Source organism: Streptomyces sp. NPDC048565 (assembly GCF_040650935.1).
Taxonomy (GTDB): Bacteria; Actinomycetota; Actinomycetes; order Streptomycetales; family Streptomycetaceae; genus Streptomyces.
Genome location: NZ_JBEZIH010000011.1, coordinates 101,971 through 125,626, shown reverse-complemented (window position 1 = coordinate 125,626; position 23,656 = coordinate 101,971). Strand labels below are relative to the sequence as shown.

Below are 23,656 nucleotides of genomic sequence, written 5' to 3'. Positions count from 1 at the left end.
GTACAGTGGCCCCATGCCCGAAACTCCGACCGCCGGCCGCCGCGAGCGCAAGAAGGCCGCGACGAGGCAGGCCATCGCCGACGCCGCCCTTGAGCTCTTCCTCGAGCACGGTTTCGACCGCGTGAGCGTCCGCGACATCGCCGAGAGAGCCGACGTGTCTACGACCACGCTCTTCGCGCACTTCCCGGGCAAGGAATCGCTGGTCTTCGACCGTGAGGCGGAGGTCGAGGCGGCCCTGATCGCCGCCGTCCGGGAACGGCCCCCGGGGCAGGACGTGATCGACGCGCTCCGCGCCCACGCGCTGAAATCATGGGTGTCGATCTCATCGGATCCCCGCCGGGACCGCTTCACGGCGCTGGTGGACGAGACGCCGGCGCTCCGCGAGTACGGGGAGCGCATGTGGATGCGGCACGCGGGCGCCCTCGGTGCCGCGATCGCGGAGGCGACCGGTCGGGAGGCGGACGATCTCGCCTGCTCGGCACTGGCCCGGTTCGTCCTGGAGATCCCGGCCCTGGCCAAGGGCGGGCACGATCCGCACACGGTGGTGGACACGGTGTTCGACCTACTGGTCGACGGCTGGCGGTCGCAGCACGGATCGGACGGAACGAGCCGGATGTTCATCTGACCCGCATACCGAACAGCCGCGCCCCGGGATGATCCCGGGGCGCGGCTGTTCGGGCGGAGAAAATCAGATCGTCGCGGCGTCGATCACGAACCGGTACCGCACATCGCTGTTCAGCACGCGCTCGTACGCCTCGTTGACCTCGGAGGCGCCGATCAGTTCGATCTCGGCGCCCAGTCCGTGCTCGGCGCAGAAGTCCAGCATGTCCTGGGTCTCCCGGATGCCGCCGATGCCGGAACCCGACAGGGACTTACGGCCCCCGATCAGGGAGAAGAGGTTGACGGATACCGGCTCCTCGGGCGCGCCGACGTTCACCAGAGCGCCGTCCGTCTTGAGGAGGGAGAGGTAGGCCCCGAAGTCCAGCGGCGCCGACACCGTGGACAGGATGACGTCGAACGTGCCGCGCAGGTCGTCGAAGGTCTTCGGGTCGCTCGTGGCGTAGTAGTGGTCGGCTCCAAGCTTCAGCCCGTCCTCCTGCTTGCGCAGGGACTGAGAGAGTACGGTCACCTCCGCACCGAGGGCGTGCGCGATCTTGACGCCCATGTGTCCGAGGCCTCCCATGCCGAGGACGGCGACCTTCTTGCCGGGCCCGGCGTTCCAGTGCTTCAGCGGGGAGTACGTGGTGATGCCGGCACAGAGCAGGGGCGCGGCCTCGTCCAGCGACAGGCCGTCGGGGATGCGCAGGGTGTAGTTCTCGTCCACGACGATGTGCGTGGAGTAGCCGCCGTAGGTGGGGGCGCCGTTCCTGTCGATGGCGTTGTACGTGCCGGTGTTGCCCTGGGCGCAGTACTGCTCCAGGCCGGCCTTGCAGTTGTCGCACTCACGGCAGGAGTCGACCATGCAGCCGACACCCACGCGGTCACCCACGGCGAACTTGGTGACTCCGGAGCCGGTCTCGGTGACGATTCCGGCGATCTCGTGACCGGGGACCATCGGGAAGATGCCCTCACCCCAGCCGTCACGGGCCTGGTGAATGTCCGAGTGGCAGATACCGGCGAACTTGATGTCGATCAGGACGTCGAACTCACCGACCGCGCGTCGCTCGATGGTGGTGCGCTCCAGCGGAGCCTTCGCGGAAGGGGCGGCGTACGCAGCGACAGTGGTCATGCGGAATTCTCCTAAGGAGTGGTCTGCGCCCGGCAGCTTCCGGTCCGGGCACGCGGTCCAGCCTCCTCCTTCCCACCGCATTCACCCAGGCCACGGTTCTGCCTACGTCCAGTGGTCCTACTACTGACGGGGTCAGGACCGTGGGCGTACGACGGTGGATACTGGATGCATGGAGGAGCAGCCTGTACCCGAGCGGTGGTCCGACGCCGGTCCCGCCACGGAGGCCGGATCCGGTGGTGGCACGGGGCGCGGCCTCGACCGGCGTGCCGAGCTCAGCGAGTTTCTGCGCAGCCGGCGTGCCCGGCTGAAGCCCGAGGATGTGGGTCTGCCCGACTTCGGACGGCACCGTCGGGTCCCGGGGCTGCGCCGCGAGGAGCTGGCGCAGCTGGCCGGAGTGTCCGTGGCCTATTACACACGGCTTGAGCAGGGCAACGGACAGAACGTCTCCGCGGAGGTGCTGGGCGCCATCGCGACCGCGCTGAGGCTGACCAATGCCGAGCAGGCGCATCTCACGCACCTCGCGAAACCCAAGCAGCACAAGAAGAAGCCCTCGACGCGGCAGCAGCGGGTGCGTGCGCCGCTCAGTCAGCTGCTCGACACGATGGACGGCGTTCCCGCGTACGTCATCGGGCGGCGTTCGGAGATCCTGGCCTGGAACCGGATGGCCGCGGCGGTCTTCGGTGACTGGTCACAGCTGCCGGCGCAGGAGCGGAACTGGGCGCGGCTGACATTTTTGAAGCCGGAGTACCGGGACCTGTTCGTCGAGTGGGACCAGAAGGCCTCCGACATCGTCAGCTACCTGCGGATGGACGCGGGCTGCCATCCCGACGACCCGCGCCTTTCCGCGCTCGTCGGTGAACTGTCCGTGAAGAGCGAGGAGTTCCGGAAGCTGTGGGCCAGGCACGACGTCAAGGAGAAGAGCCACGGCGTCAAGCGGCTGCACCATCCACTGGTGGGTGCGCTCACCCTCTCCTACGAGACGTTCGCCCTGCCCGACGACGCGGAACAGTCGATGATCGCCTACCACCCGGAGCCCGGCTCCGCGTCCGCAGACGCACTGCGCCTGCTCGCGAGCTGGGGCGCGGACGCCGCGCGGGCGGGCTCGTCCGTTCCCGGGATGCCCTGACCGGGCGGAAGGACCCGCCTCAGTAACCGCCCGGAATAATGGCTCCATGAAGATCGTGGACGCGAAGGTCATCGTCACCACGCCGACGGCCGTGACATCCCCGAACTCCTCGACTCCGTGCGGGCCCGCCTCGCCAAGGGCTACCCCCGCCGTCCGCGTGCAGTCCGGCATCCCGGAGGCCCCTGGTGGAGGACTGGGACACCGAAGCCGCCTCTTCTGGCTGGAGGACCGCACGCCCGCCGAGGGCCAGGAGGCCCTGCGGGTGGTCCGCCGCACCACCACACCGCTGGCCATCGGTGAAGTCTTCAACTCGGTGCACGACTACCGGCCTGATCACCGAGCAGTTGATCGACTACGTGCGTTCCGCCGTCACGCACTTCGGAGGCGTCACTCCGCTGCGCAAGCTCCTCGAATTCGCCGCTCAGTACCAGATCAGGAGCGCGATCCACGGGCCCGATGACATCTCCCCCGTCGGCATGGCGGCCGCCGTCCACCTCGACCTGGCCGTACACAACTTCGGGATCCAGGAGTACTCGGGTCACAGTGCGCTCACCGAGGAGGTGTTCCCAGGCTGCCTATCTCCCGGTCAACCGGCTGCACGACGGGACCGTCCACGACTGGTGACCGGTCCCGCGTGCTGCGGGCGCCGTGCTAGGCCGAAAGCTCCGTCGACGTCGGCCGGCGCGACGCCTCCATCGCCGCGTCGGGGTCGGTCAGCGGACGCAGCCGGTAGGTGTAGGAGTAGTCCTGGTCGGCGAACAGCTTGAACTCGTCGTGGATGGGTGCGCCCCAGCTGTCGTCGCCGCCCACTCCCATCTGCCGGTGGGTCAGCCGTAGGACGACGTCCTCCCGTGGCGTCAGCTGGAAGTCGTGCCGGGCGCCCGCCGACAGGTCCTCCGGGGTGTAGTGCGAGGCGCTGAACTCGATCAGCGGCTCGCCGGACGCGAGCAGTCCCTTGCCGCTGCTGTCCGTCAGCGCGACCCACCGCACGTCGGTCCTGTTGCCGTTCTCCTGCGGACGCAGGTAGGGGGTCCGACTCCTGGGAACGATGGCCGAGTGGAGCCCCGTCTGCGTGCCGTTGTTACGGTCCCAGTAGTTCTCGTCCGGCCCGCGGCCGTAGTACCGCAGGTGCTCCAGACGCGCGGGCAGGAGGAGCAGTGTGCCGACCTCCGGGATGTACGGAAGGTCCGCTGCGCCCGGGTGCAGGGTGTGGTCGACCTTGATCTCACCGTTGCCGAAGACCGTGTACGTGGTGGTGTACGTGGACTCGGTCGAGGTGGGCAGGGTGCCGCTGACGGAGATCTCGACGGCCCGGTCCCCCACCTCGCGGACCTCGAATCCGGTCACCTCGCGCTCGCTGCCCGCGTAGCGCCAGGTGCCGTTCCGGGCGGGCTGGCCGTTGCCTACATCGTTGTCGGTGGGGGCGCGCCAGAAGTTCGGGGCGGGGCCCGAGGTGATCAGCTGGTCGCCGCCCGCCTCGTAGGAGGTGATGACTCCGCTGCTCCTGTCGACGGTGACGGAGAAGTCCTCGCCGGTGACCTTCACGGACCCGTCGTCGTCCTGGTGGCTCAGCGGGGGCACGGATTCCAGCGGGCCGGGTGCCACGGCGGGGCTGCCTGCGTCGAGGGCGAGTTGCTGCCTGGCCACCTCGAATCCGGCCTTCGCCCACCGCGTGGGCTCCTTGGTGGTGAAGGACAGCTCAAGGAAGTACTCCGCGCCGGGCGCCGGATCGTCGGGCAGCGTGAAGGGTACGGTGATCGCCTTGTGGTCCAGGGGTGCGATGTCCAGCTGCGCCCGGGTGAGCTTTCCGCGCTGCGCCTCCTTGCCGTCGGCCACCAGGGCCCAGCTCCCGTTGAACTCACGCAGGTTGGTGAACAGGTACTCGTTGGTGACGGTGATCCGCCCGGCCGCGACGTCGTCGTCCCCGGCCGTCGCCTGGATCGCCTGGTAGATCTGCTTGATCTCCGTGGCCTTGCCGGTGTGCCCGCGGTCGGCGGTGACGATGCCGTCACCGGAGAAGTTGCCGTCGTTGGGGTTGTCGCCCCAGTCACCGCCGAAGGCGAAGAACGTCCGCTCGGACGGCTTGCGCTCCTTGAAGCCGACGGTGGCGGAGTCGAACCAGAACCGCACGTCGTCGTCGCCCGGGCCCCGGGAGCCCGAGGCCAGCTCGGCGGCGCTCAGGGCGCGGGCGTAGACGCGCGCCCGCCGGACCGTGCCGCTGAACTCCCGGGTCCAGTTGTCCGCGTCGGTGGCGAGCGCCAGCGGTGCGGAGTTGCTGTCGGCGGGTTCGGGGGCGGCACGGGTGGCCTTGACCTCGCCGTCGACGTAGAGGGTCAGTGTGGCCGCCTCGGCGTCGAAGACGCCCGCGATGTGGTGTTCGCTGCCGGTCCAGTCCTCCGGGAGTTCCCAGGTCGCGCTGACCCACTCGCCGTCGGAGTAGATGAAGAAGTCCAGTGCTGCGTCGGTCTGCTTCAGCGCGTACTGAGTGTCACCCTTGGCGAGAATCGGCTGGTGACCGCCCAGCACCTTCGATGTGGCCCAGGCTTCCAAAGTCAGCGAACCCGTGATGTCGAGGCCCGCGTCACGGTCGAAGACCGTGCCCCCGTACACCCCCTTGTCCCGGTCGAAGGTGCCGCTGGGAGCGAGGAGCTGACCGCTCACGGCACCGGGCCCGGCCTCCGTGAAGAGTTTGCGCGTCGGTGTGGGCCAGGTGAGCGCCTGGTCGGCGAAGTCCCAGATCCAGCCGCCCTGCAGGACGTCGAAGCGGCGGATGAGGTCCCAGTACTTCTTGAAGTTGCCGTTCGAGTTGCCCATCGCGTGGGAGTACTCGATCAGGACGAACGGCCGGGTGTCGGCGGTGTCCTCGGCACGCTCCTGGACCTGGGCGGGCCGGGTGTACATCTCCGAGCGGATGTCGCTGACCCCGGGGCTGTCGTCGCCCTCGTACTGGATGACGCGCGTCGTGTCGTAGGAACGGATCCAGTCGTGCATGGCGACGAAGGCGGAGCCGCTGCCCGCCTCGTTGCCGAGCGACCAGATGACTGCGGAGGCGTGGTTCTTGTCGCGGTGGACCATGTTCCTGGCGCGCGCCACACACACCTCGGTCCAGTCCGCGTGGTCTCCCGGGTAGCGGTCGTTGATGCCGTGGGTCTCGAGGTTGGTCTCGGCCACCAGGTACAGGCCGTACGCGTCGGCCAGTTCCAGCCACAGCGGGTTGTTCGGGTAGTGCGAGGTGCGGACGGTGTTCATGTTGAGCCGCTTGACGGTCTCGATGTCCGTGACCATGTCCGCGCGGGTCAGCGCCATGCCCCGCTCGGGGTGCATCTCGTGCCGGTTGGTGCCGCGCAGGGAGACGGGTCTGCCGTTGATGCGCATCAGCCCGTCCACGATGGCGAATTCGCGGAAGCCCACGCGGTGCGACAGCGTCTCGGTCACCCGGCCGGCGGGGTCACGCAGCCGCAGCACGGCGGTGTAGAGATGCGGGTGCTCGGCGGACCACAGGTCCGGCTTCGACACGGCCTTGGCTGACTGTACGGTCACGTCCTTCCCGGCCGGGGCTGAACCGACGTCGGCGGACTGCCGCAGCGGGCGGGCCCAGACCGGATGCCCGTCCGCGTCGTACAGCTGGGTCTCGACGGTGTACTTCCCGCTCCCGGCGGTCTCACCGTACGCGCGCACGGAGGCGGTGACGGACAGTTCGGCGGCCGTGTATCCGTCGCTGAGCGGGGTATCGAGCTTGAAGTCGCGCAGATGCACGGCAGGGGTGGAGAAGAGGTGGACCGAGCGGAAGATCCCGCTCAGCCGGATCATGTCCTGGTCCTCCAACCAGTCGCCGTCGGAGAAGCGGTAGACCTCCACGGCGATCTGGTTGCGGCCCTGTTCGAGATGCGGGGTGATGTCGTACTCGGCGGAGGTGTAGGAGTCCTCGCGGTAGCCCACGGGCTTGCCGTTGATCCATACGTAGTGGGCGGACTTCACGCCCTCGAAGTGCAGGAACACCTGTCGTCCCGCCCAGCCGCGCGGGACGGTGAAGGTGCGGCGGTACTGCCCGACGGGGTTGTAGCGGGTGGGGGCGAAGGGCGGTTGCGCGTCCTCGCCCAGGCCGTTGGCGCCCGCCCAGGGATAGGTGATGTTGGAGTAGATCGGGAAGTCGTATCCGTGCAGCTGCCAGCAGGACGGCACGGGGATGGTGTCCCAGGAGTGATCGTCGAGGTCGGTCCGGTGGAAGTCCGGGTCGCGGTCGTCGGGACGGTCGGCGTAGGCGAACTTCCACGTCCCGTCGAGGTCGAGCCGCCATGGGGAACGTGTCCGGTCGCAGGCCAGGGCCTGGCCGACGTCCGCGTACGGCATGAGCGTGGTGTGGGGAGGCTCCGAACCGACGTCGAAGACCGTGATGTTGTTGTTCCACTCCGGGTAGCCGTTGGCCGGCGGGTCGAAGGCGGCGGGGGCGGCGTCGGCACGTGCGACCGCGCCTGCGGAGAGGGCGGCGGGGAGAGCGGAGAGGGCGAGCGCGCCGAAACCGGCTGCTCCGCCCTCCAGAAGCCGGCGACGGCTGACGCTCCAGGGCCCGGGCCTGCTCCACTGTCCGCCGTCGTGCGTGCTGCTGGCTGTCATGTCGATGCGGCTCCTTGCGGGGGAAGTTGCCTCTTCGTCACGTTCGATATTTCGTTTGGCGTCCGAAATCCTGCCGTGACGGTAGTGACGGGTGGTAAGAGGTGTCAACGGTCGCGCCTGTCACCTACGCGAGTGATCTTGGCGTGATCGTGCGCGGGGAGCGCCACCTCAAGGCCCCACGGAAGTTGTCCGGTTGGGCACACAGCCGGCTGGACGGACAGCCGGACGGACAGACAGGACGTGACGGACTCATGCGGTCGAGGAATCCCCTTCCGGCTCAGCCGGGTGATGCGGCGCTCATGGACATGGCGCCGCTGACCCACGCGGCACAGATGTACCTCTCCACGGCACTGATCCTGGAGGGCGACGCACCGGACGCAGCGGAGGTGGCCGCCTACATCGCACCGCGTGCGGAGCGGGTCCCCGGCCTCCGGCACCGTTATGCCGAGCGCGCGGGACGCCCCGTCTGGCAGCCGCAGCGGGTACGGGTCACCGACCACATCGCGCTGCTCACCCTTGACGCCGACGCCGCGGACGCGGGTGTCGAAGGGCTGATGCGGGAGGCACGCCGACGACCGCCCGTGTCCCCCTCCGGGGCGCCGATGTGGGACGTTCTGATCGTCACCGGCTTCGCGCCTCGGCGCTGGGCGCTCGTCTTTCGCTGCCATCACACGCAGATGGACGGCGGGGCCGTCGTCCACACCCTCGGCCGACTGTTCGGCGACAGTCCGGTGGCCAGGCGCCGTCCCCTGATGAGCCGCGCGGTCGCCTCCGCCCTGCCGCATCTTCCGTCCGCGGCCGCCACCCTGCTGCGGGCGGCCCGGCCCACCGCCCCGTGGCCCGCGCCGGCGGCCACATGCCTGGAGGGCGAGGCGACCTATGCGGTGACCGATCCCGTGGAGGTGGGTGCCGTCAAGCAGCCCGGTGCCAGGCTTTCCCAGGTCTTCACCGCCTGCTTCGCGCTGGCCGCCGACTCCTGGTGGCCGCTTCCCGGTGACCGCCGGGTCCACGTCGTGGTTCCGATGGATCTCAGGGAGGCGGGCGAACACCGGACGCTGGGAAACCACTTCGCGCCGATGCGTCTGGCGCTGCCCACCGGGGACTCGGACCGCGTACTGCGTGAGACCGGTGCGCAGATGGCCGCCTGGCAGACGCCCGGGTTCCGTACGGCACTCGACTTGACGATGCGACGGATCACGCCCTTTCCCGTGGCGCACGCTCTGGGCAGGCGGATGAGTTCGGGAGCGTGCTGCAGAGGGGTGGTCTCCTCGGTCCGCTGCGTGAGCCCCCTGTCCTTCGACGGTTCTCCGGTCGTGGACCTGGTGGCCGCCATGCCCACGTTCCCGGGACATGCGCTGTCGTGCCTCCTTGTGTCGTACCAGGGGCGGGCCCGGGTCTCCTTCGCCTCCCACACCTCCCTGCCGGCGGTCGGCACGCTGCCCCAGGCATGGGAGCAAGCACTCAAATCGATCAAGGCATGAGCACCGCGGGCCTCACCGGTATCCTGGCGGTCCGGCGTCAAGGCCGAGCTGGCCGAGATCAAGGAGAAGGCACACCGATGAGCGAAGATTCCCGGACCGACATAGGCGCCTCCGACCCCTCCGAACCCGAGGAGGCGCACGAGCAGGCCGAGCAGACCGCCGAAGCACTGGCGGCCGAGGCCGACATCAAGGCGCAGGCGAAGGAGAAGGCTGCCGCCGCGCGGGAGCAGGCCTCGGAACGGGTGGCCCTTGCGGCCGACCAGCTCCGCGGCAAGGCGGAGCAGGCCACCCAGCTCGTCAAGGGCAAGACGCCTGACCCAGTCCTGGAGAAGTCCGCCCAAGCCGCGGCCCAGGTACGGCAGACAGCGACCAGGGCGGGGCAGTACGCGGCCGACAAGACTCCCGATCCGCTGGTCGAAACGGCCGGTCGGGCCGCGTCGTTCGCCCGCGCCAACCGTAATCAGCTTCTCGCGGGCGGCACACTGCTGGCCACCGTCCTGCTGGTGCGGCGTGCGCGGGGACGCCGGTAGGTAGTCACCACGTGACCAGTCGCGTCACCTTCATCTCGCCGGCGATGAACGCGTCACTGCGCCGGGCCCGCTTCGACGACGGTGCCTCGATCGACACCGAGGAGGCCGCGCGGGCCCGCGCGGCGGCGGGCGCGCTGCCCACGTCGGTGCGTGTCGCCGTGTCGCCCGTGGTGCGGTGCCGGGAGACGGCGACCGCGCTCGGGATCCACGGGGCGGAGCCAACCGAATTGTCGGCGCTGGACGTGGGCCGCTGGCGTGGCTCGGACCTCGCCGAGGTCGGCGCAGCGGAACCGGAGGCCGTCTCGCGATGGCTCGCGGATCCCGCGTCCGCTCCCCACGGGGGTGAGTCGGTCGAGGACCTGTGCAGGCGCGTGGCGTTCTGGCTCGAGGCGGCGCTGGACACCGAGGGCCGTACCCTCGCGGTCGTGGAACCGGAGGTCGTACGGGCCGCTGTCACGCACGTGCTGGGCACGCCCTCAGCCGCTTTCTGGCGGCTCGACGTGCCCCCACTGACCGCGACCACCCTCAGTGGGCGTGGTGGCCGGTGGAACGTGGGACTCGGACGCCCGCTGGAATCGTCCGGGGCGGTCCCGGAGGACTGAGGGGCGACCTGACTCCTACGACGAGAGGGCCCCCTGGAACCGTCCGGGGGCCCTCTCGTCCGTGTCGGTCGGGTCACCGCGGGGCGGTCACCACCGTGCCCGTGGACACCGCTGCGGGCTTCGGGTCCAGAAGCCGCTCGGCCAGTTCGCCGAAGACGAGGCCGAATCCTCCCCACAGAGTTGCCTGCATGGCCAGGGCGGACAGCCGGAACCGCCACAGCAACGTCGCGGGAAAGTCGTCCGGCACCTCGTTGATCACAGGCAGGAACTCGTAGGCCGTCCCGGCCACCAGGGCGAATCCGAGTACGGCGACGACGGTGGCGTTCCAGGCGCCGACTTTCGGTGCGAGCCGTTTGCCCACGATCACCGCGACGATCGTGAGCAGCACGCTCAGCAGCATCATCAGGACGTAGAGGGTGGTCCGCTTCCCGATGGTGTCGGGGTCACCGACCGCGGGCGGGTTGGCGGGGTACTTCAGGAACGGCACGACGTACACGGCGAGCAGGGCGATTCCCGCGAGCAGCAGCGCCGTGGCCCGCGGGCCGAAGCGGCCCACACGGCCGAGCGCGAAACAGAAGGCGAGGGCCGCGATGCCGCCGAACGCCACTCCGTAGATCAGGATTCCGGTGGCGAGGCCTGCGGTGGACTGCAGGCTGCGGGAGACGAGTTCGACCTCGTGGGAGTGCGCGTGGTGCGCGTGGGATTCCTCGAGGCCGATGGCGCTGTCCACGGAGGGTTCGCCGAGGAAGTAGGCGACGATCAGGGCGATCACGCCGGCCGCGAGGCCGGCGAGCATGCCCCGGACGAGCAGATTTCTCACAGTTGCCGAGTTCATGAGGGTGCTGTGTCCGTCCTCGTCAGTGGCAGGGGAAGCCGAGGAGATGACGGGCATCGTGTACCCACTCGTGGACGCCCTCGCCCGAGACGACAGCTGTGGCGCCCTGCTCCGCGCCGACGAAGTACAGCAGGACAAGCATCAGGATGCCGAAGAAGACCGCCCAGGGGGCTATGTCCTTCAGTGGCAGTTTTACGGGCACGACAGGATCGGTGGCTGTCGGCTGAACGGCGTGCTGGGCCATGGAGTGGCCTCCTCCGGGAGTTCGCGTCCCAAGTCAGTGGTGCACAGGACGACGGCCCCGGGTCTGACTCGCGGCGCTCGCCCCCAGGGGGCTGCGTCGTCCACAGTGGCGCGACCGTGCCGGATTCCCACCGGCTTCCGTGATGCCGTCGTCGATATCAGAGCGACAGTACCGCGTGCCGCTCCGGCGGCCAATACCGCCTCACCTGGCGTGATCCAGGGCGATCCCACTGGTCGGGCCGGTCGCCGGGGGCGGCTCAGTGAGCGCTCGCGGCGGGCGCGCCCTTCTTGCGCGCACGGTAGGCGGCCGCCTTGATCTTGTTGCCGCACGAGTCCATGCCGCACCACTGCCGCCGCATGCCGTGGGAACGGTCGATGTAGACGCGGGTGCACTCCGGGTTGCCGCACTCCTTCATCAAGGGCACCTCGGGCCCGCTGAGCAGCTCGACCGCGAGCCGGGCGACGGTCGACAGGGCCTCGTCCGACGTCGCCTCGGTCCGTCGTCCGGTGCGGGTGAGCTGCGGTGTGGCGCAGGGCCTGCGCGCTGCCGCGTTCACCACGGCGAGCGCGTCCTCGTCGAACCTCTCCCCCAGGCGGCGGGCCGTGACCAGCTCGTAGATCGCCTCCCGCACAGCCCTCGCCTGCCGTACGTCGCTGTCACGAGCAGGGGTGATCGCATCGACAACGCCGGATTCCAGATACCAGGCACCCAGCCGCTCAGGCGTCACGAACATCTCGAAGCGCGCCGAGCGGCGGGCCCGGAGGGTCGCGGCGAAGTCGAGGGCCGGGTTCCCGCAGACGAAGACATGATCGAGGTTCACATCACCATCCTGACAGGTGACGTCCGCAGGCCGCAAGGAACTCCCCCACGGCCGAATTCCTCAGAGACCCAGGTCCAGGGCCAGGCAGGAGAAGTACTTCCACGAACCCTCGGGGTTGCCACGCCCACCAGGACCGCGCTCCGGGGTGGCGCCCTTCTCCTCGATCAGGTGCTCGTACCGGACGCGGTCGGGCAGTTTCCCGAAACGCGTCTGCCGCTCCATCGCCGCGGCACGGTCGCCCCGTACCCCTTCGCTCTTCACAGCCGGTCTCCGCCCATCCGGTGGCGCAGTGCGCCACGGCTTCCGAGTACATCCCCGAGCAACGCCAGAATGCACTCCGATTCGTCACCGGTCAAGCCGGTGACGAACTGCTTTCGCCGCGCCGATCCGCCAAACGTCACCTGCTTGACCGGTGACGATGGCTGTGCCAGGGTCAGCGTGCGGCGGCGGCCGTCGGCAGCACTCGACAGACGAAAGGTCACTCGGATGATCAACAGGCGTGTGTTCGGCAAAGCGGTCGGTGTCGGCACCGGCGCGGCGGCCATGTCACTGGCAGGACTGCGGGACGCCTCCGCCGCCGACCCGGCCGGCGCGCCGTCCCGGCAGGCCGGCCCCACCGGACCCGCGGCCGCCGCCGGCACCCACACCTCGTTCGCCGCCCTGAAGCAGGTGCGGGCGGGTGTGCTGGACGCCGGTTACGCCGAGGCGGGCCCTCAGCACGGCCCCGTGGTGATCTGTCTGCACGGCTGGCCCTACGACATCCACAGCTACGTCGATGTGGTGCCCCTCCTGGCCGAGCAGGGCTACCGGGTGATCGTCCCGTACCTCCGCGGTCACGGCACGACACGCTTCCTGTCCTCCCGCACGGTCCGCAATGCCCAGCAGTCGGCGGTCGCGCTCGACATCATCGCGCTGATGGACGTCCTCAAGATCGAGAAGGCCGTGCTCGCCGGCTTCGACTGGGGATCGCGCACCGCCGACATCATCGCCGCCCTGTGGCCCGAACGCGTCACGGCTCTGGTCTCGGTGAGCGGCTACCTCATCACCGATGTCGAGGCGCAGAAGACGCCGCTGCCCGCGAAGGCCGAGTACAGCTGGTGGTACCAGTACTACTTCTCCACCGAGCGGGGCCGCACCGCCATGGCGACGCCGGACGACCGCGACGCTCTGTGCCGCCTGGTCTGGGAGACCGTCTCGCCGAACTGGCAGTTCGACGACGCCACCTTCGAACGCACCGCCGCCGCCTTCACCAACCCCGACTACGCGGCCGTCGTCATCCACAACTACCGCTGGCGTCTGGGCCTCGCCGACGGCGAACCCCGCTACGACCGCTACGAGAGGCTGCTCGCGGCCCGCCCCCACATCCATACCCCGACCATCACCCTCGACGCGGAGCTCGACCCCTTCACCGTCCCCGACGACGGTGCCTCCTACCGGGACTTCTTCACCGGCCCCTACGACCACCGCACGCTCACCGGCATCGGTCACAATCTGCCCCAGGAGGCCCCGGACGCCTTCGCCCGGGCCGTCGTCGACGCCACCCGCCTCTGAACCCCGGTCAGTCGGCTCGGCCGTCGGGCTTCAGCTGTCGGACGGGGCCGTCGAGTTCACGCCGGTAGAAGTCGATGAAGCCGTCGGGGTCGGGGCCGGCATTCTGCATGACCAGCCGGTCGAATCCCGCGTCGACGAACGTCCGGGCCACCTCGATGTAGCGGGCGGGGTCGGCGCCACAGGCGAACTTCTTCAGCACATCCTCCTCACGCACGGTCGCTGTCGCAGCGTCGAAATTGACCGGGTTGGGCAATTCACTCATGACCTTCCAGCCGGTCAGGGCCCACCGTGAGGTCGCCAGGGCGGCCGCGGCCGCGGTGTGCTCGTCCGGGGCCCAGGCCATCGGCACCTCCGCGTAGCGCGGGCCGCTGCCACCGGCGTCTCGGTAGTGCCGGACGATCTCCGGCTTGTTCTCGGTGGCGAAGAGACCGTCGCCGAGTTCCGCGGCGATACGTGTCGAGTCACGGCCGCTCGCGGCCACCGCGATCAGCGGGAGTTGCTCAGGGAGGTCGAACACCCTGGCGTCGCGCAGCTGCAGGTGCTTGCCCTCGTAGGACCGGTATCCGCCGCTCCAGAGCAGACGGATGATCTCCAGGGCCTCCCGGAGCAGCTCGTGCCGGGTGCTGACCGCGTCGGGGAAGCCACTGCCGACCACGTGCTCGTTCAGGCGCTCGCCCGAGCCCACCCCGAGGACGAAACGCCCTTCCGACAACAGAGCCAGAGTCGCGGCGGCCTGGGCGATGACTGCCGGGTGATAGCGCACCGTCGGGCACGTCACCCCTGTCGCGAGACCGATCCGCGAGGTCTTCGCCGCGATGCTGCCGAGCACCGTCCAGGCGAACGGCGAGTGCCCCTGGTTGTCGAGCCAGGGATGGTAGTGGTCGCTGATCTCGACGAAGTCGAATCCTGCCCGCTCTGCGAGCACCGCCTGCCTCACCAGTTCCGCCGGGCCGAAGGCCTCGGCGGCCAGCTTGTACCCCACGTGCATAGGTTTCTCGTTTCCTGAAGCGTCAAGGGCGTTTTGTCCGCACAGAGGTACCCGCCGACGCCAGGACATAACGCGCTCCGACGATTGCCTCGCCGGAATGCCTCTGCGGAAATGCGGCATCCGCACGGGCCGTCGCCGGAAGGCGCACCGTCCGGTAGGCGCACCACGCCCTACTGCGGCGGTGCCGCGATGGTCGGAGGGTGCTCGGGATCCGGGATCCGGTCGCTCCAGCCGCCGGGGACCGCCCGGCCCTGCTGGTCGCGGAAGCGGACGGGGGCCATGCCGACGCGGCGGGTGAACAGGCGCGAGAAGTAGGCGGGGTCGTCGTAGCCGACGCGGCGGGCGACGGCGGCCACGGGGAGCTCGGTGGCCGCCAGGAGTTCCTTGGCGCGGCCGAGGCGGATTCCGAGGAGGTAGTCCTTGGGACTGCATCCGGCGCCCCGACGCACGGCGGTGCGCAGCTCGGCCGGGGTCATCCCGTGGCGGGAGGCGTGTTCGGCGACGGACAGGGGCTGGAAGGCGTCGCGGGCGAGGGCGTTCAGCACAGGGTCTCCGTCCGCACCGACGTCCGCGCGGGCGCGGCGCAGGGCGACGAGCAGTTCGTGCACGGCGGCGCCGGTCTCCACTTCGAGGAGGGGATTGCCCAGACGGGCGGCGCGGGCGATGCGGCTCACGGCGGCGCGGGCGGACGCGGTGTCCGAGAGGGGGACGACGGGACGGTCGTGTTCGATGTAGCCGAGCTCGGTGTACGGGGCGGTGGCCGGGCCGGTGAAGTCGACGAAACTCTCGTCCCACCCGGTGGCCGGGTCCGGGCCGTAGTGGTGCGGGATGCCCGGCAGGAGCCAGATCAGCGCCGGGGCGGTCACCCGGGTGTGCTTGCCGTCGGGGCAGCGGTACCAGCCGCTGCCCGCGTTGACGACGACGGCGACATGGTGGTCGAGGGTGCGGGGTCCGACGGCGGGCAGTGTGCCGTGCTGGAGGCCGACGCCGAGGCAGACAAGACCCAGCCTGTGGTGGGTGGGGCTGGGCGTGAAATAGCGCATCCAGGTGTGGTACATCCGCTTCCGCTTCCTCCCCGCCCGAACGGCCGACGCGCCGTTGCGTCCAAACAATGCCGATCTTTGTCCATGGACCCGCTCCGCCGCCAGGGGGTGAGGTGGGGTGGTGGAGGAACGAGAGGCGGCGGACCATGGCTGTATTCACGGTTGGTGAGCGGGATTTCGAGCTGGACGGGCGGCCCGTACGGCTGCTGTCGGGCGCACTGCACTATTTCCGGGTGCATGAGGGCCAGTGGGAGCACCGGCTGGCGATGCTGCGTGCCATGGGGCTGAACTGCGTGGAGACGTACGTCCCGTGGAATCTGCACGAGCCGCGGCAGGGGACCTACCGCGATGTGGAGGCGCTGGGGCGCTTCCTGGACGCGGCACATGCGGCGGGGCTGTGGGCGATCGTGCGCCCGGGGCCGTACATCTGCGCGGAGTGGGAGAACGGCGGTCTGCCGCACTGGCTGACGGGGGCGCTCGGCGCCCGGGTGCGGACCCGGGACGCGGAGTACCTCGGGCAGGTGGAGCGGTGGTTCCGGCGGCTGCTGCCCCAGGTGGTGGGGCGGCAGACGGACCGGGGCGGCCCTGTGATCATGGTGCAGGTCGAGAACGAGTACGGCAGTTACGGGTCCGACCAGGTGTATCTGGGCCGTCTGGCGGAGCTGCTGCGCGAACTGGGAGTGACCGTGCCGCTCTTCACCTCCGACGGGCCGGAGGATCACATGCTGACGGGCGGTTCGGTGCCGGGGGTGCTGGCGACGGCGAACTTCGGTTCGGGGGCCGGACAGGGCTTCGAGACGCTGCGGCGGCACCGTCCGGACGGGCCGCTGATGTGCATGGAGTTCTGGTGCGGGTGGTTCGGACACTGGGGTGCGGAGCCGGTGGTACGGGACCCCGCCGACGCGGCTGCCGCACTGGAGGAGATCCTCCGGTGCGGCGCGTCCGTCAACATCTACATGGCGCACGGCGGCACGAACTTCGGCGGCTGGTCAGGGGCGAACCGTGCCGGGGAGCTGCACGACGGCGAGCTTCAGCCGATCATCACGTCGTACGACTACGACTCCCCCATCGACGAGTACGGCCGCCCCACGGAGAAGTTCTGGCTGTTCCGGGAGATCCTCGCGTCTCACCGGGAGGGGGACTCCCCGCTGCCGGACGTACCGGAGGCTCCCGCCACGCTGGCCGGTCCGGCAGACGCGGAGCTCACGGAGTGGGCGCCGTTGGGTGATGTCATGGACGCCCTCGGTGGTCCGGAGACCGAGGGGGCGGTGCCGCCGACGTTCGAGGAGCTCGGGGTGGACCGCGGGGTGGTCCGCTACCGGGTGGGGGTGCCGGGCCCACGTCAGCCGTATCCGCTGGGGGTGACCGGGCTGCGGGACCGGGCGGTGGTGTACGTGGACGGGGTGCGGGCCGGGGCGCTGGAGGGCGGACCGGCCACGGCCGGCTCGTACACGGCGCTGGACGCACCGGTGGCCGGGCCGGCGGCTGTGGAGCTGTGGGTGGAGTCGCTGGGGCGGGTCAACTACGGTCCGCGTCTCGCCGAGCCGAAGGGGATCACGGGCGGCATCCTGCACGAGCGGCAGTTCCTGCACGGTGTGCGGGCACGGGGGCTGGCGCTGGACGCGTTCGAGGACGCGGACGCACTCGGGAGGGTGGCGTTCCGCTCCCCTGAGCCGGGCGCGGCAGGCCTGTTCCGGGGGACGTTCGATGTGCGCGGCGCGGGGGACGCCGGGCTCGCCCTGCCGGGGTGGGAACGAGGCTTCGTCTGGGTGAACGGCTTCTGCCTGGGGCGCTACTGGAGGTGGGGGCCGCAGGACTCGCTGTATGTTCCCGGGCCCCTGCTGCACGAGGGTGTGAACGAGGTGTGGGTCCTGGAGCTGGAACGCTCGGGCGAGCGCCTGCCGACCCTCTGCTGAGGGTACGTCCGCAGGCCCTGGGGGCCGGTCCCGCTGGACCGGCCCCCAGGGCGCCGCTCATGGCCTCACAAGGCCGTCATGCCTCGCGCACTTCGAAGGAGTCGAGGACGAACTCCGCCGTCCCGTCGTCGCCGGTCCTGCGCAGGCCGACCCAGGTCTCGCCCTCGGCGGGCGCGGTGAATTCGTAACTCAGCACGGCCGGTGAGGTGGCGACGGGAAGGTCCCTGCGGTCGAGTTCACGGGATGCCGGCGCGTCGACCCCGGTGATCCACGCGTACTGTCCGGCCTTCTCGTTCTCGTACCGGAAGGAGACCCGATAGCGCTTGCCCGCCTCGAAGCGGACGGTGTGCTGCACGGTGCGGTGGACGAGACCGCTGTTCTCCCCGCGTGACTTGAGCGACTGGGTGCCGTCGACCACGTCGTCGATCGCCTTGCCGTTCCAGCCGCGCTGGGTGAACAGGGCGTGCCGCTGCGCGATGTGGGTGCGCGGGTCCGTCGAGCCGCCGGCGTCGCCCTTGACGAACACGCCCCAGCCCTGGGGCACGTGCTGGAAGTCCTCGAAGGCCACGGCTCCGGCCTTGGTGGTGCGCTGCGCGGCGACGATCCGTACGTTGTCGAAGCGGACCCTGGCGTCCCCCGCCTCGGCCCGCAGGGTGAGGTCCACGGGGCCCGCGCCGTCGGGCACGGTGAAGTAGGTGAACATGCGCTGGAAGCGGGTGTCGTGCTTCCTGTCCGCCGCGACGAGGTTGACGGCGGTGGAGGTGTCCGTCCAGTTCTCGGTGGTGGTTCCGTCGGCGGTACGGACGGTGAGCGCGGCCCGCCGTCGCTCGCCCGCCTCACGGCCCACCTCCACCTGCACGGAGGCGGCGTAGGTGCCCGGCGCGATGCGGGCGAGCCGCTGGCCGACGGCGGCAGCCGCGCCGGCGCCGACGACCAGTTCGTAGTCGCCGAGGTCGCTCAACTCGACCGACGCCGGGCCGCTGACGTTCCAGCCGTCCAGGGACCCTGAGTTGAAGCCGGGGTCGTGGAGCGGTGTCGCCTGTCCCCAGTCCGGGTCCGGGTTCGCGGGCATCCGGGTCCGGTGGACGACGTACGGCTGCTTCGCCTCGGCCTCGATGGTGACGCTGCCCGAGCGTACGGCCACCGCACCGACGTATTCACGTCCCTGGTCGGTGAGCCGGTGGACGGCGACCTTCGACCGGCCGGCCCAGCCGCGCGGCAGCTGCCAGGTGCTGCTGCCGCCCGTCGGGTTGTAGTGGTAGAGCCGGTCCGGGTCGGTCGCCTCGCGCGGCTCCCAGGGCAGCAGATAGCGCCCCCCTTCGTACACGAGGCGCCCGTCCGTGGTGATGCGGCGGGTGCCGTCGGTGTCGTCCACGGACGTCTTCGTCGGGCCGGAGAAGGTGATCGCGTGGTCGCCCCAGGTGCTGACGGGGTACGCCTGGAGGTATTTGGCCGGCAGGCTGTCGGTCCAGATCTGCTGGTAGAAGGTGTTCCAGTCGGTCTTGTTGACCCAGCCCTCGAAGTTGCCGGTGCGCGGTATGCCGAGGAGCGTCGGCCACTTGTCGGCGAAGACGTCCTTCTGGTGGTTGCGGATGAAGCGGATCAGCCGGGAGTTGATGCCCCGGGACGTGTCGGCACCGTAGTCGGTCTCGGTGGCCCAGTGGGACCACAGGGAGGAGCGTTCGAGTCCGTGGCTCCACTCGGTGGTGACCTGCCATCCCTGGTCGCGCAGGGCCCGCTGGAGCCGGTCGGAGTTCCAGCCGGACTCGCGGAACACGTCGATGTAGAGCGTGTTCAGTGCGGGGTCCGTCTCGTCCCTGAGGTCCTTGAACCGCTTGATGATGTCACCGGACACGAGGTCGCGGCGGGGATCGATGCGGTAGCTCTGGTCGAGCCAGTCCCACTGTTCGTCGCTCTTGTCGACGAGGGTCTCGGAGAACGCGTTCGCGACCGGGTAGGACTCGGTGGCGTTCACATGGACGCCGAAGTCGCTGCCCCATCTGCGTCCCTCGCGTACGAGCGTGTTGAGGTCCTTCAGACCGCCCGCACGTTCGTTGTGGTTGCCCGCGTAGTCCGGGTGGGCCGAGTCGTGTCCTTCCGACTGGTAGCCCTTGAGGAGCGTGTACTGGCGCAGGCCGTCCGTCGCCAGGGAGATCCGTTTGACGTTGTCGAGCGTCACGAGGAACGGATTGGTGGCCTGGCTGGCGAAGTTGAACGGGATGTGCGGGACCACCCGCAGGTGCTGCTCGTTCGCGCCCAGCGGGTCGACCATGATGTCGCGGAAGGCGATGGCGGCGTCCTGCCAGTCCACCGCCCCGTCGCCGTTGCGGTCGCCGGTGATGATCACGGTGGCGTACGGGAGCGGCTCGGTGGCGTCCAGGGACGCGGTCGCCGCACGGTGCGTCCACTGCCCGCAGGCGAGCTGCGCCTTGACGTAGCCGTCCCTGCCGACGGTCTGATGCCACAGCCGCCCGTTCTCCCAGGTGACACCGGGCACACTGTCGGGCTTGTCGTACGTGGTGTTGGTCTCCAGCGCGCCGCCAAGACCGTCGTGGGCGAGCACGGCGTACGCGCAGCCCGTCGGCGCGGCGTCGGGCGCGGTGTCGGGCGTGACCTCGACCAGGGTGTCGCCGCTGCCGTCCTTGTCGAGGTCGATCCGTGCGGCGAGGAGCGCGGCGCCCGGCTGATCGCTGCGTACCGAAAGGAACGCCAGCGACGGGATCTGGAGTGTGCCGACGCGCAGAGTGGCGGTGTCGGTGATCCTGGTGATCCGCCATTCGACCCGGCGGCCGGTGACACGGATCTCGGCCCGGATCTCGGTGCCGCCGTCGAAGGCGAGGGTGTACGTCGCCCTGTCACGGGCGGAGCGCGAGGTCACCCGCGGGGTGCGGTCGGTCCCGTCGATCAGCACGGAGGTGACCGGGTCCTCCTGCCCGTGGAGTACGGCGCCGGCGGCGCGGTCGGTGTACGAGATGATGCGCGGGAAGTCGGGATCGACGCGCACTTCGAGGTCATGGGAGCGCAACACGGTCTCCCGCTGCGCCGCGAGCGCGGTGCCGGGGCCCGCGAGGGCCAGTCCGGCCCCCGCCAGCGCGGTGGCGGCCACCACGCTCCTGCGGCTCGGTCCGGGGTCTTGTGCGTGCATGCTCGCTCTCCTGACGCTGGACGGCTTCCCTGCACGCCAAGATGCGTGGCCGGAGGTGAACGCGCCCATGGACAAAGGAGGAGCGGGTGTTGGACTAACGCGTCAGGGCCTGCCCCGTCGGCCCTCCGGAGGCCCCGCCGTGACCCACTTGGTAGCGACTATCGTTTTCAGGTAGCGTTTCGCCCCCGACGACAGAGGTGGTTCCCATGGCAGTCCCGAAGCGGAAGATGTCCCGCAGCAACACCCGTCACCGCCGCGCCCGATGGAAGGCCACGACGCCACAGCTGGTACCCGTCACGATCGACGGCGCCGTCCACCAGGTGCCGCAGCGACTGGTGAAGGCCTACGAGCGCGGACACTCCTGCACCCCGAGGGCTGACCTTCCCCGCACCCGGGTGAACCCCGTCGACCGGACGCCGGTCGACGGGGTTCAGATGTTCGACGTCATCGATGCCGAGGCGTCACCAGGAGGACTTGGTCACTCCGGGCAGGAATCCGGCATGCGCCTGTTCGCGCATCCGCACCCGCGACAGCCCGAACTTCCGCAGGTGACCGCGCGGACGGCCGTCCACGCTGTCCCTGTTCCGCACCCGGGTCGCGCTGGCGTCGCGCGGCTGGCGGCGCAGCTCCCCGACCGCGGCGGCCCGCTCGGCCTCCGCGACGCCCGGCCGACGGATGATCTCCTTCAGCTCCGCGCGCCGCGCGGCGTACCGCTCGACGATCACCTTGCGCTTCTCGTTCTGCGCGATCTTGCTCTTCTTGGCCATCAGACCTTCACTCCCCGCGCCCGGATGCGGGCGACCGCTGCCTCGATACCGATGTTGTCGACCACCTTGATCGCCCGGGCACTCAGCACCAGGCGCACATGCCGCCCCTCACTGGGCAGCCTGTAGCGCTTGCGCTGGATGTTCGGGTCGAACCGGCGCGATGTGCGCCGGTGCGAGTGGGAGATGTTATTGCCGAAGCCCGGCTGTGCGCCGGTCAGTTGGCAGTGGGCGGACACGGAGTTCCCTGCCTCTCGTCGAGTCGGCCCCCATATTGAAAATGGAAACCATTGCCATATAGTAGCGGCATGGCACGCAACGAACTACGCCCGATCATCAAGCTCCGCTCCACCGCGGGCACGGGCTACACCTACGTCACCCGCAAGAACAGGCGGAACAACCCGGACCGGCTGGTGCTGCGCAAGTTCGACCCGCTGGTCCGTCGCCATGTCGACTTCCGCGAAGAGCGCTGACACCACACCACCCCACTCGCCCCACACCGAGGACACCGTGATGAAGCCCGGAATCCACCCCTCCTACGCTCCTGTCGTCTTCCGCGACAAGGCAGCCGACTTCGCCTTCCTGACCCGCTCCACCCTGACCAGCGACCGCACGGTCGAGTGGGAGGACGGCAACACCTACCCCGTCGTCGACGTGGAGATCTCCTCCGCGAGCCACCCCTTCTACACCGGCACCGCCCGCGTCCTCGACACCGCGGGCCGCGTGGAGCGCTTCGAGCGTCGCTACGGCCGACGTGAGGGCCGGTGATGGCGAGCAACAACGCGCTCCCCGTCGTCATCGTCTGCGGTATGCACGCGGATGCACGTCACGAGGTCGTGGAGGGACTGCTGAGGGATGTCTCCCACAGCGTCGCGCTGCACCACGACCTGGCGACGGCGGAGAAGGGGACGGTGCACCGGACCGTACGGGACATCTCAGGGGTGCTCTCCAGCGGCGATGCCCCCCTGGTGAACGACTGCGCCTGCTGTGCCCTGCGCGAGGACCTGATGCCCGAGCTGGAGCGTCTGGCGGCCGACGGAGTGACCAGGACGGCCGTCGTCGAGCTCTGGGACTCCGTCGAGCCCGCAGCGATGGCCGAGTTGATCGCCGCGCACGGCGAGGGCCGGCTCCAGGTGCGCGGTGTCGTCACGGCCGTCGACCCCACCCTCGTACTGCCCTGCCTCACCAACGGCGACGACCTCGCCGAGGCGGGTCTGGCAGCCGCGACCAGGGACCGGCGCACCGTCGGGGACACCTGGGCCCGGCAGTTGGAGTACGCGTCGGCGGTGGCCCTCGTGGACAACGACGCGGCGGACGAGGAGGACCACGCGCTGATCCGTCAGCTGCACCCGACGGCGCCGCTGGCCGCGGCCGGATCACGGGAACTCACGAAGCTGGCTCTCGCGGGGTTCGACGTCGAGGCGGCCGGGGCCGGCCGGCATCCGGCCTGCGCCCTGCTGCCCCAGGAGGCGGAGGAAGTGGGCGTCAGCACACTCGTGTGGCGCAGGCACCGCCCGTTCCACCCCGAGCGCCTGTACGACGCGCTGGAGGAGCTGAGCTGTGCGGCCGCGCGCAGCCGGGGACGCTTCTGGCTCGCCGACCGCCCCGACACCCTGCTGTCGTGGGACGCGGCGGGCGGCGCGCTCTGTGTCGAGGACAACGGCCCCTGGCTCGCGTCCCTGCCGGACGCCGCCTGGGACCTGGTCCCTCCGGTCCGGCGAGCGGCCGCCGCACTGGACTGGCACCCGGAGAACGGCGACTGCTGCCAGCACCTGGTCTTCATCTCCCCCGGTCTCGACCGGGAGGGGCTGATCGCCGTGCTCGATTCCTGCCTGCTGAGCGACGACGAGTACACGGCGGGCCGCACAGCGTGGAAGACCCTGCCGGCCGCGTTCGACGCACTTCTCGACCCGGTCCACTGACCCCCGGAAGGAAGACCCGTGGCACGACGCCAGGAACCCCGCAAGCCGGCCACCCGGCCGAACCCGCTCGACGCGGCGAGGATCACCTACATCGATTACAAGGACACCGATCTGCTGCGGAGGTTCATCTCCGACCGCGGCAAGATCCGCAGCCGCAGGGTCACCCGGATCAGCGCACAGCAGCAACGGCGGATCGCCGCGGCCATCAAGAACGCACGCGAGATGGCGCTGCTGCCCTACTCCGGCTCCAGCACCGGCAGGTGATCCGAACGGCACCAGCCGGCGTGACGGGCGCCGGTGCGGACTCCCGCGCCGGCGCTCTTCGCTCTCCAACATCGGACAGCGG

Annotated in this window: 23 protein-coding genes, 2 pseudogenes and 1 riboswitch; of the genes and pseudogenes, 13 read left to right on the top strand and 12 right to left on the bottom strand. The window is 70.0% G+C overall.

The genetic code is table 11. From position 1 onward, the window contains the following. Positions 1–13 precede the first annotated feature (13 nt). Complete coding sequence (locus AB0C75_RS15895; RefSeq protein WP_362891059.1) at positions 14–625, top strand: TetR/AcrR family transcriptional regulator; 612 nt, start codon at positions 14–16, stop codon at positions 623–625. A 63-nt stretch (positions 626–688) separates the two neighbouring features. Here the strand turns inward: AB0C75_RS15895 and AB0C75_RS15890 are convergent, their stop codons facing one another. Further along, entirely contained in the window at positions 689–1,729 is a 1,041-nt protein-coding gene (locus AB0C75_RS15890; protein WP_362891057.1) for an NAD(P)-dependent alcohol dehydrogenase, read from the bottom strand. 169 nt (positions 1,730–1,898) lie between these two features. Between AB0C75_RS15890 and AB0C75_RS15885 the strand changes: the two genes are divergently transcribed. Further along, positions 1,899–2,855: a helix-turn-helix transcriptional regulator gene (locus AB0C75_RS15885; RefSeq protein ID WP_362891055.1), complete on the top strand. Its 957-nt coding sequence runs from the start codon at positions 1,899–1,901 to the stop codon at positions 2,853–2,855. A gap of 78 nt (positions 2,856–2,933) precedes the next feature. Beyond that, positions 2,934–3,479, top strand: a pseudogene (locus AB0C75_RS15880) (enolase C-terminal domain-like protein); the annotation flags it as partial. Positions 3,480–3,506: 27 nt separating this feature from the next. Here AB0C75_RS15880 and AB0C75_RS15875 read toward each other — a convergent pair. After that, a complete protein-coding gene (locus AB0C75_RS15875) occupies positions 3,507–7,469 on the bottom strand; it encodes a glycoside hydrolase family 2 TIM barrel-domain containing protein (RefSeq protein WP_362891053.1) in 3,963 nt (1,320 codons plus the stop codon). A 299-nt stretch (positions 7,470–7,768) separates the two neighbouring features. Here AB0C75_RS15875 and AB0C75_RS15870 point away from each other — a divergent pair, with 299 nt between their 5' ends. The 3 genes from AB0C75_RS15870 to AB0C75_RS15860 all read left to right on the top strand — a co-directional run bounded on the left by AB0C75_RS15870 (position 7,769) and on the right by AB0C75_RS15860 (position 10,082). Next, on the top strand, positions 7,769–8,950 hold the full coding sequence (locus AB0C75_RS15870; protein ID WP_362891051.1) for a wax ester/triacylglycerol synthase domain-containing protein: 1,182 nt from the start codon (positions 7,769–7,771) through the stop codon (positions 8,948–8,950). Positions 8,951–9,027: 77 nt separating this feature from the next. Further along, positions 9,028–9,480 (top strand): hypothetical protein, encoded by a 453-nt coding sequence (locus AB0C75_RS15865; RefSeq protein WP_362891049.1) that lies wholly within the window; start codon positions 9,028–9,030, stop codon positions 9,478–9,480. Between the two features lie 11 nt (positions 9,481–9,491). Continuing rightward, positions 9,492–10,082, top strand: a complete 591-nt coding sequence (locus tag AB0C75_RS15860) for a histidine phosphatase family protein (RefSeq protein ID WP_362891047.1) — start codon at positions 9,492–9,494, stop codon at positions 10,080–10,082. 73 nt (positions 10,083–10,155) lie between these two features. On the opposite strand, the gene AB0C75_RS15855 is transcribed toward AB0C75_RS15860, so the two are convergent. From AB0C75_RS15855 to AB0C75_RS15835, 5 genes are all read right to left on the bottom strand, one after another. Continuing rightward, positions 10,156–10,917, bottom strand: coding sequence for a CbtA family protein (locus AB0C75_RS15855; protein ID WP_362891046.1), 762 nt, complete (start codon positions 10,915–10,917; stop codon positions 10,156–10,158). Between the two features lie 22 nt (positions 10,918–10,939). Beyond that, positions 10,940–11,161 carry a CbtB-domain containing protein gene (locus AB0C75_RS15850; RefSeq protein ID WP_362891044.1) on the bottom strand — a complete coding sequence of 74 codons (222 nt, stop codon included), beginning with the start codon at positions 11,159–11,161 and terminating at the stop codon, positions 10,940–10,942. A 61-nt stretch (positions 11,162–11,222) separates the two neighbouring features. Continuing rightward, a riboswitch (cobalamin riboswitch) is annotated at positions 11,223–11,300 on the bottom strand. A gap of 117 nt (positions 11,301–11,417) precedes the next feature. Further along, a complete protein-coding gene (locus tag AB0C75_RS15845; RefSeq protein WP_362891042.1) occupies positions 11,418–11,981 on the bottom strand; it encodes a CGNR zinc finger domain-containing protein in 564 nt (187 codons plus the stop codon). A gap of 60 nt (positions 11,982–12,041) precedes the next feature. Continuing rightward, entirely contained in the window at positions 12,042–12,242 is a 201-nt protein-coding gene (locus AB0C75_RS15840; RefSeq protein WP_362891040.1) for a hypothetical protein, read from the bottom strand. After that, positions 12,239–12,463, bottom strand: a complete 225-nt coding sequence (locus AB0C75_RS15835) for a hypothetical protein (RefSeq protein WP_362891038.1) — start codon at positions 12,461–12,463, stop codon at positions 12,239–12,241. Before AB0C75_RS15835 ends, AB0C75_RS15840 begins: the two co-directional genes overlap by 4 nt. 4 nt (positions 12,464–12,467) lie before the next feature. On the opposite strand from AB0C75_RS15835, the gene AB0C75_RS15830 reads away from it, so the two are divergent. Beyond that, positions 12,468–13,532: an alpha/beta hydrolase gene (locus tag AB0C75_RS15830; protein ID WP_362891036.1), complete on the top strand. Its 1,065-nt coding sequence runs from the start codon at positions 12,468–12,470 to the stop codon at positions 13,530–13,532. Positions 13,533–13,539: 7 nt separating this feature from the next. On the opposite strand, the gene AB0C75_RS15825 is transcribed toward AB0C75_RS15830, so the two are convergent. After that, positions 13,540–14,520 (bottom strand): TIGR03557 family F420-dependent LLM class oxidoreductase, encoded by a 981-nt coding sequence (locus AB0C75_RS15825; RefSeq protein ID WP_362891034.1) that lies wholly within the window; start codon positions 14,518–14,520, stop codon positions 13,540–13,542. A gap of 170 nt (positions 14,521–14,690) precedes the next feature. After that, a complete protein-coding gene (locus tag AB0C75_RS15820) occupies positions 14,691–15,578 on the bottom strand; it encodes an AraC family transcriptional regulator (RefSeq protein WP_362891032.1) in 888 nt (295 codons plus the stop codon). Positions 15,579–15,709: 131 nt separating this feature from the next. Here AB0C75_RS15820 and AB0C75_RS15815 point away from each other — a divergent pair, with 131 nt between their 5' ends. Beyond that, positions 15,710–17,479 carry a beta-galactosidase family protein gene (locus AB0C75_RS15815; protein WP_362891030.1) on the top strand — a complete coding sequence of 590 codons (1,770 nt, stop codon included), beginning with the start codon at positions 15,710–15,712 and terminating at the stop codon, positions 17,477–17,479. A gap of 76 nt (positions 17,480–17,555) precedes the next feature. Here the strand turns inward: AB0C75_RS15815 and AB0C75_RS15810 are convergent, their stop codons facing one another. Then, positions 17,556–20,624: an endo-alpha-N-acetylgalactosaminidase family protein gene (locus AB0C75_RS15810; RefSeq protein ID WP_362891028.1), complete on the bottom strand. Its 3,069-nt coding sequence runs from the start codon at positions 20,622–20,624 to the stop codon at positions 17,556–17,558. Between the two features lie 206 nt (positions 20,625–20,830). Between AB0C75_RS15810 and rpmF the strand changes: the two are divergent. Continuing rightward, positions 20,831–21,003 (top strand): annotated as a pseudogene (gene rpmF, locus AB0C75_RS15805) (50S ribosomal protein L32). 82 nt (positions 21,004–21,085) lie between these two features. On the opposite strand, the gene rpsN reads toward rpmF, so the two are convergent. Both rpsN and rpmB read right to left on the bottom strand, forming a co-directional pair. Further along, entirely contained in the window at positions 21,086–21,391 is a 306-nt protein-coding gene (gene rpsN, locus AB0C75_RS15800) for a 30S ribosomal protein S14 (RefSeq protein ID WP_362891026.1), read from the bottom strand. Continuing rightward, positions 21,391–21,627 (bottom strand): 50S ribosomal protein L28, encoded by a 237-nt coding sequence (gene rpmB / locus AB0C75_RS15795; protein WP_362891024.1) that lies wholly within the window; start codon positions 21,625–21,627, stop codon positions 21,391–21,393. The genes rpsN and rpmB overlap by 1 nt, the downstream gene beginning before the upstream one ends. Before the next feature lie 69 nt (positions 21,628–21,696). Here rpmB and rpmG point away from each other — a divergent pair, with 69 nt between their 5' ends. The 4 genes from rpmG to rpsR are packed head-to-tail and all read left to right on the top strand — an operon-like array spanning position 21,697 to position 23,574. After that, positions 21,697–21,861, top strand: a complete 165-nt coding sequence (gene rpmG, locus AB0C75_RS15790) for a 50S ribosomal protein L33 (protein WP_203183923.1) — start codon at positions 21,697–21,699, stop codon at positions 21,859–21,861. A gap of 40 nt (positions 21,862–21,901) precedes the next feature. Continuing rightward, positions 21,902–22,156 carry a type B 50S ribosomal protein L31 gene (locus AB0C75_RS15785; RefSeq protein ID WP_362891022.1) on the top strand — a complete coding sequence of 85 codons (255 nt, stop codon included), beginning with the start codon at positions 21,902–21,904 and terminating at the stop codon, positions 22,154–22,156. Next, entirely contained in the window at positions 22,156–23,310 is a 1,155-nt protein-coding gene (locus AB0C75_RS15780) for a GTP-binding protein (protein ID WP_362891020.1), read from the top strand. The genes AB0C75_RS15785 and AB0C75_RS15780 overlap by 1 nt, the downstream gene beginning before the upstream one ends. 18 nt (positions 23,311–23,328) lie before the next feature. Further along, entirely contained in the window at positions 23,329–23,574 is a 246-nt protein-coding gene (rpsR, locus tag AB0C75_RS15775; RefSeq protein WP_362891018.1) for a 30S ribosomal protein S18, read from the top strand. Positions 23,575–23,656 lie beyond the last annotated feature (82 nt).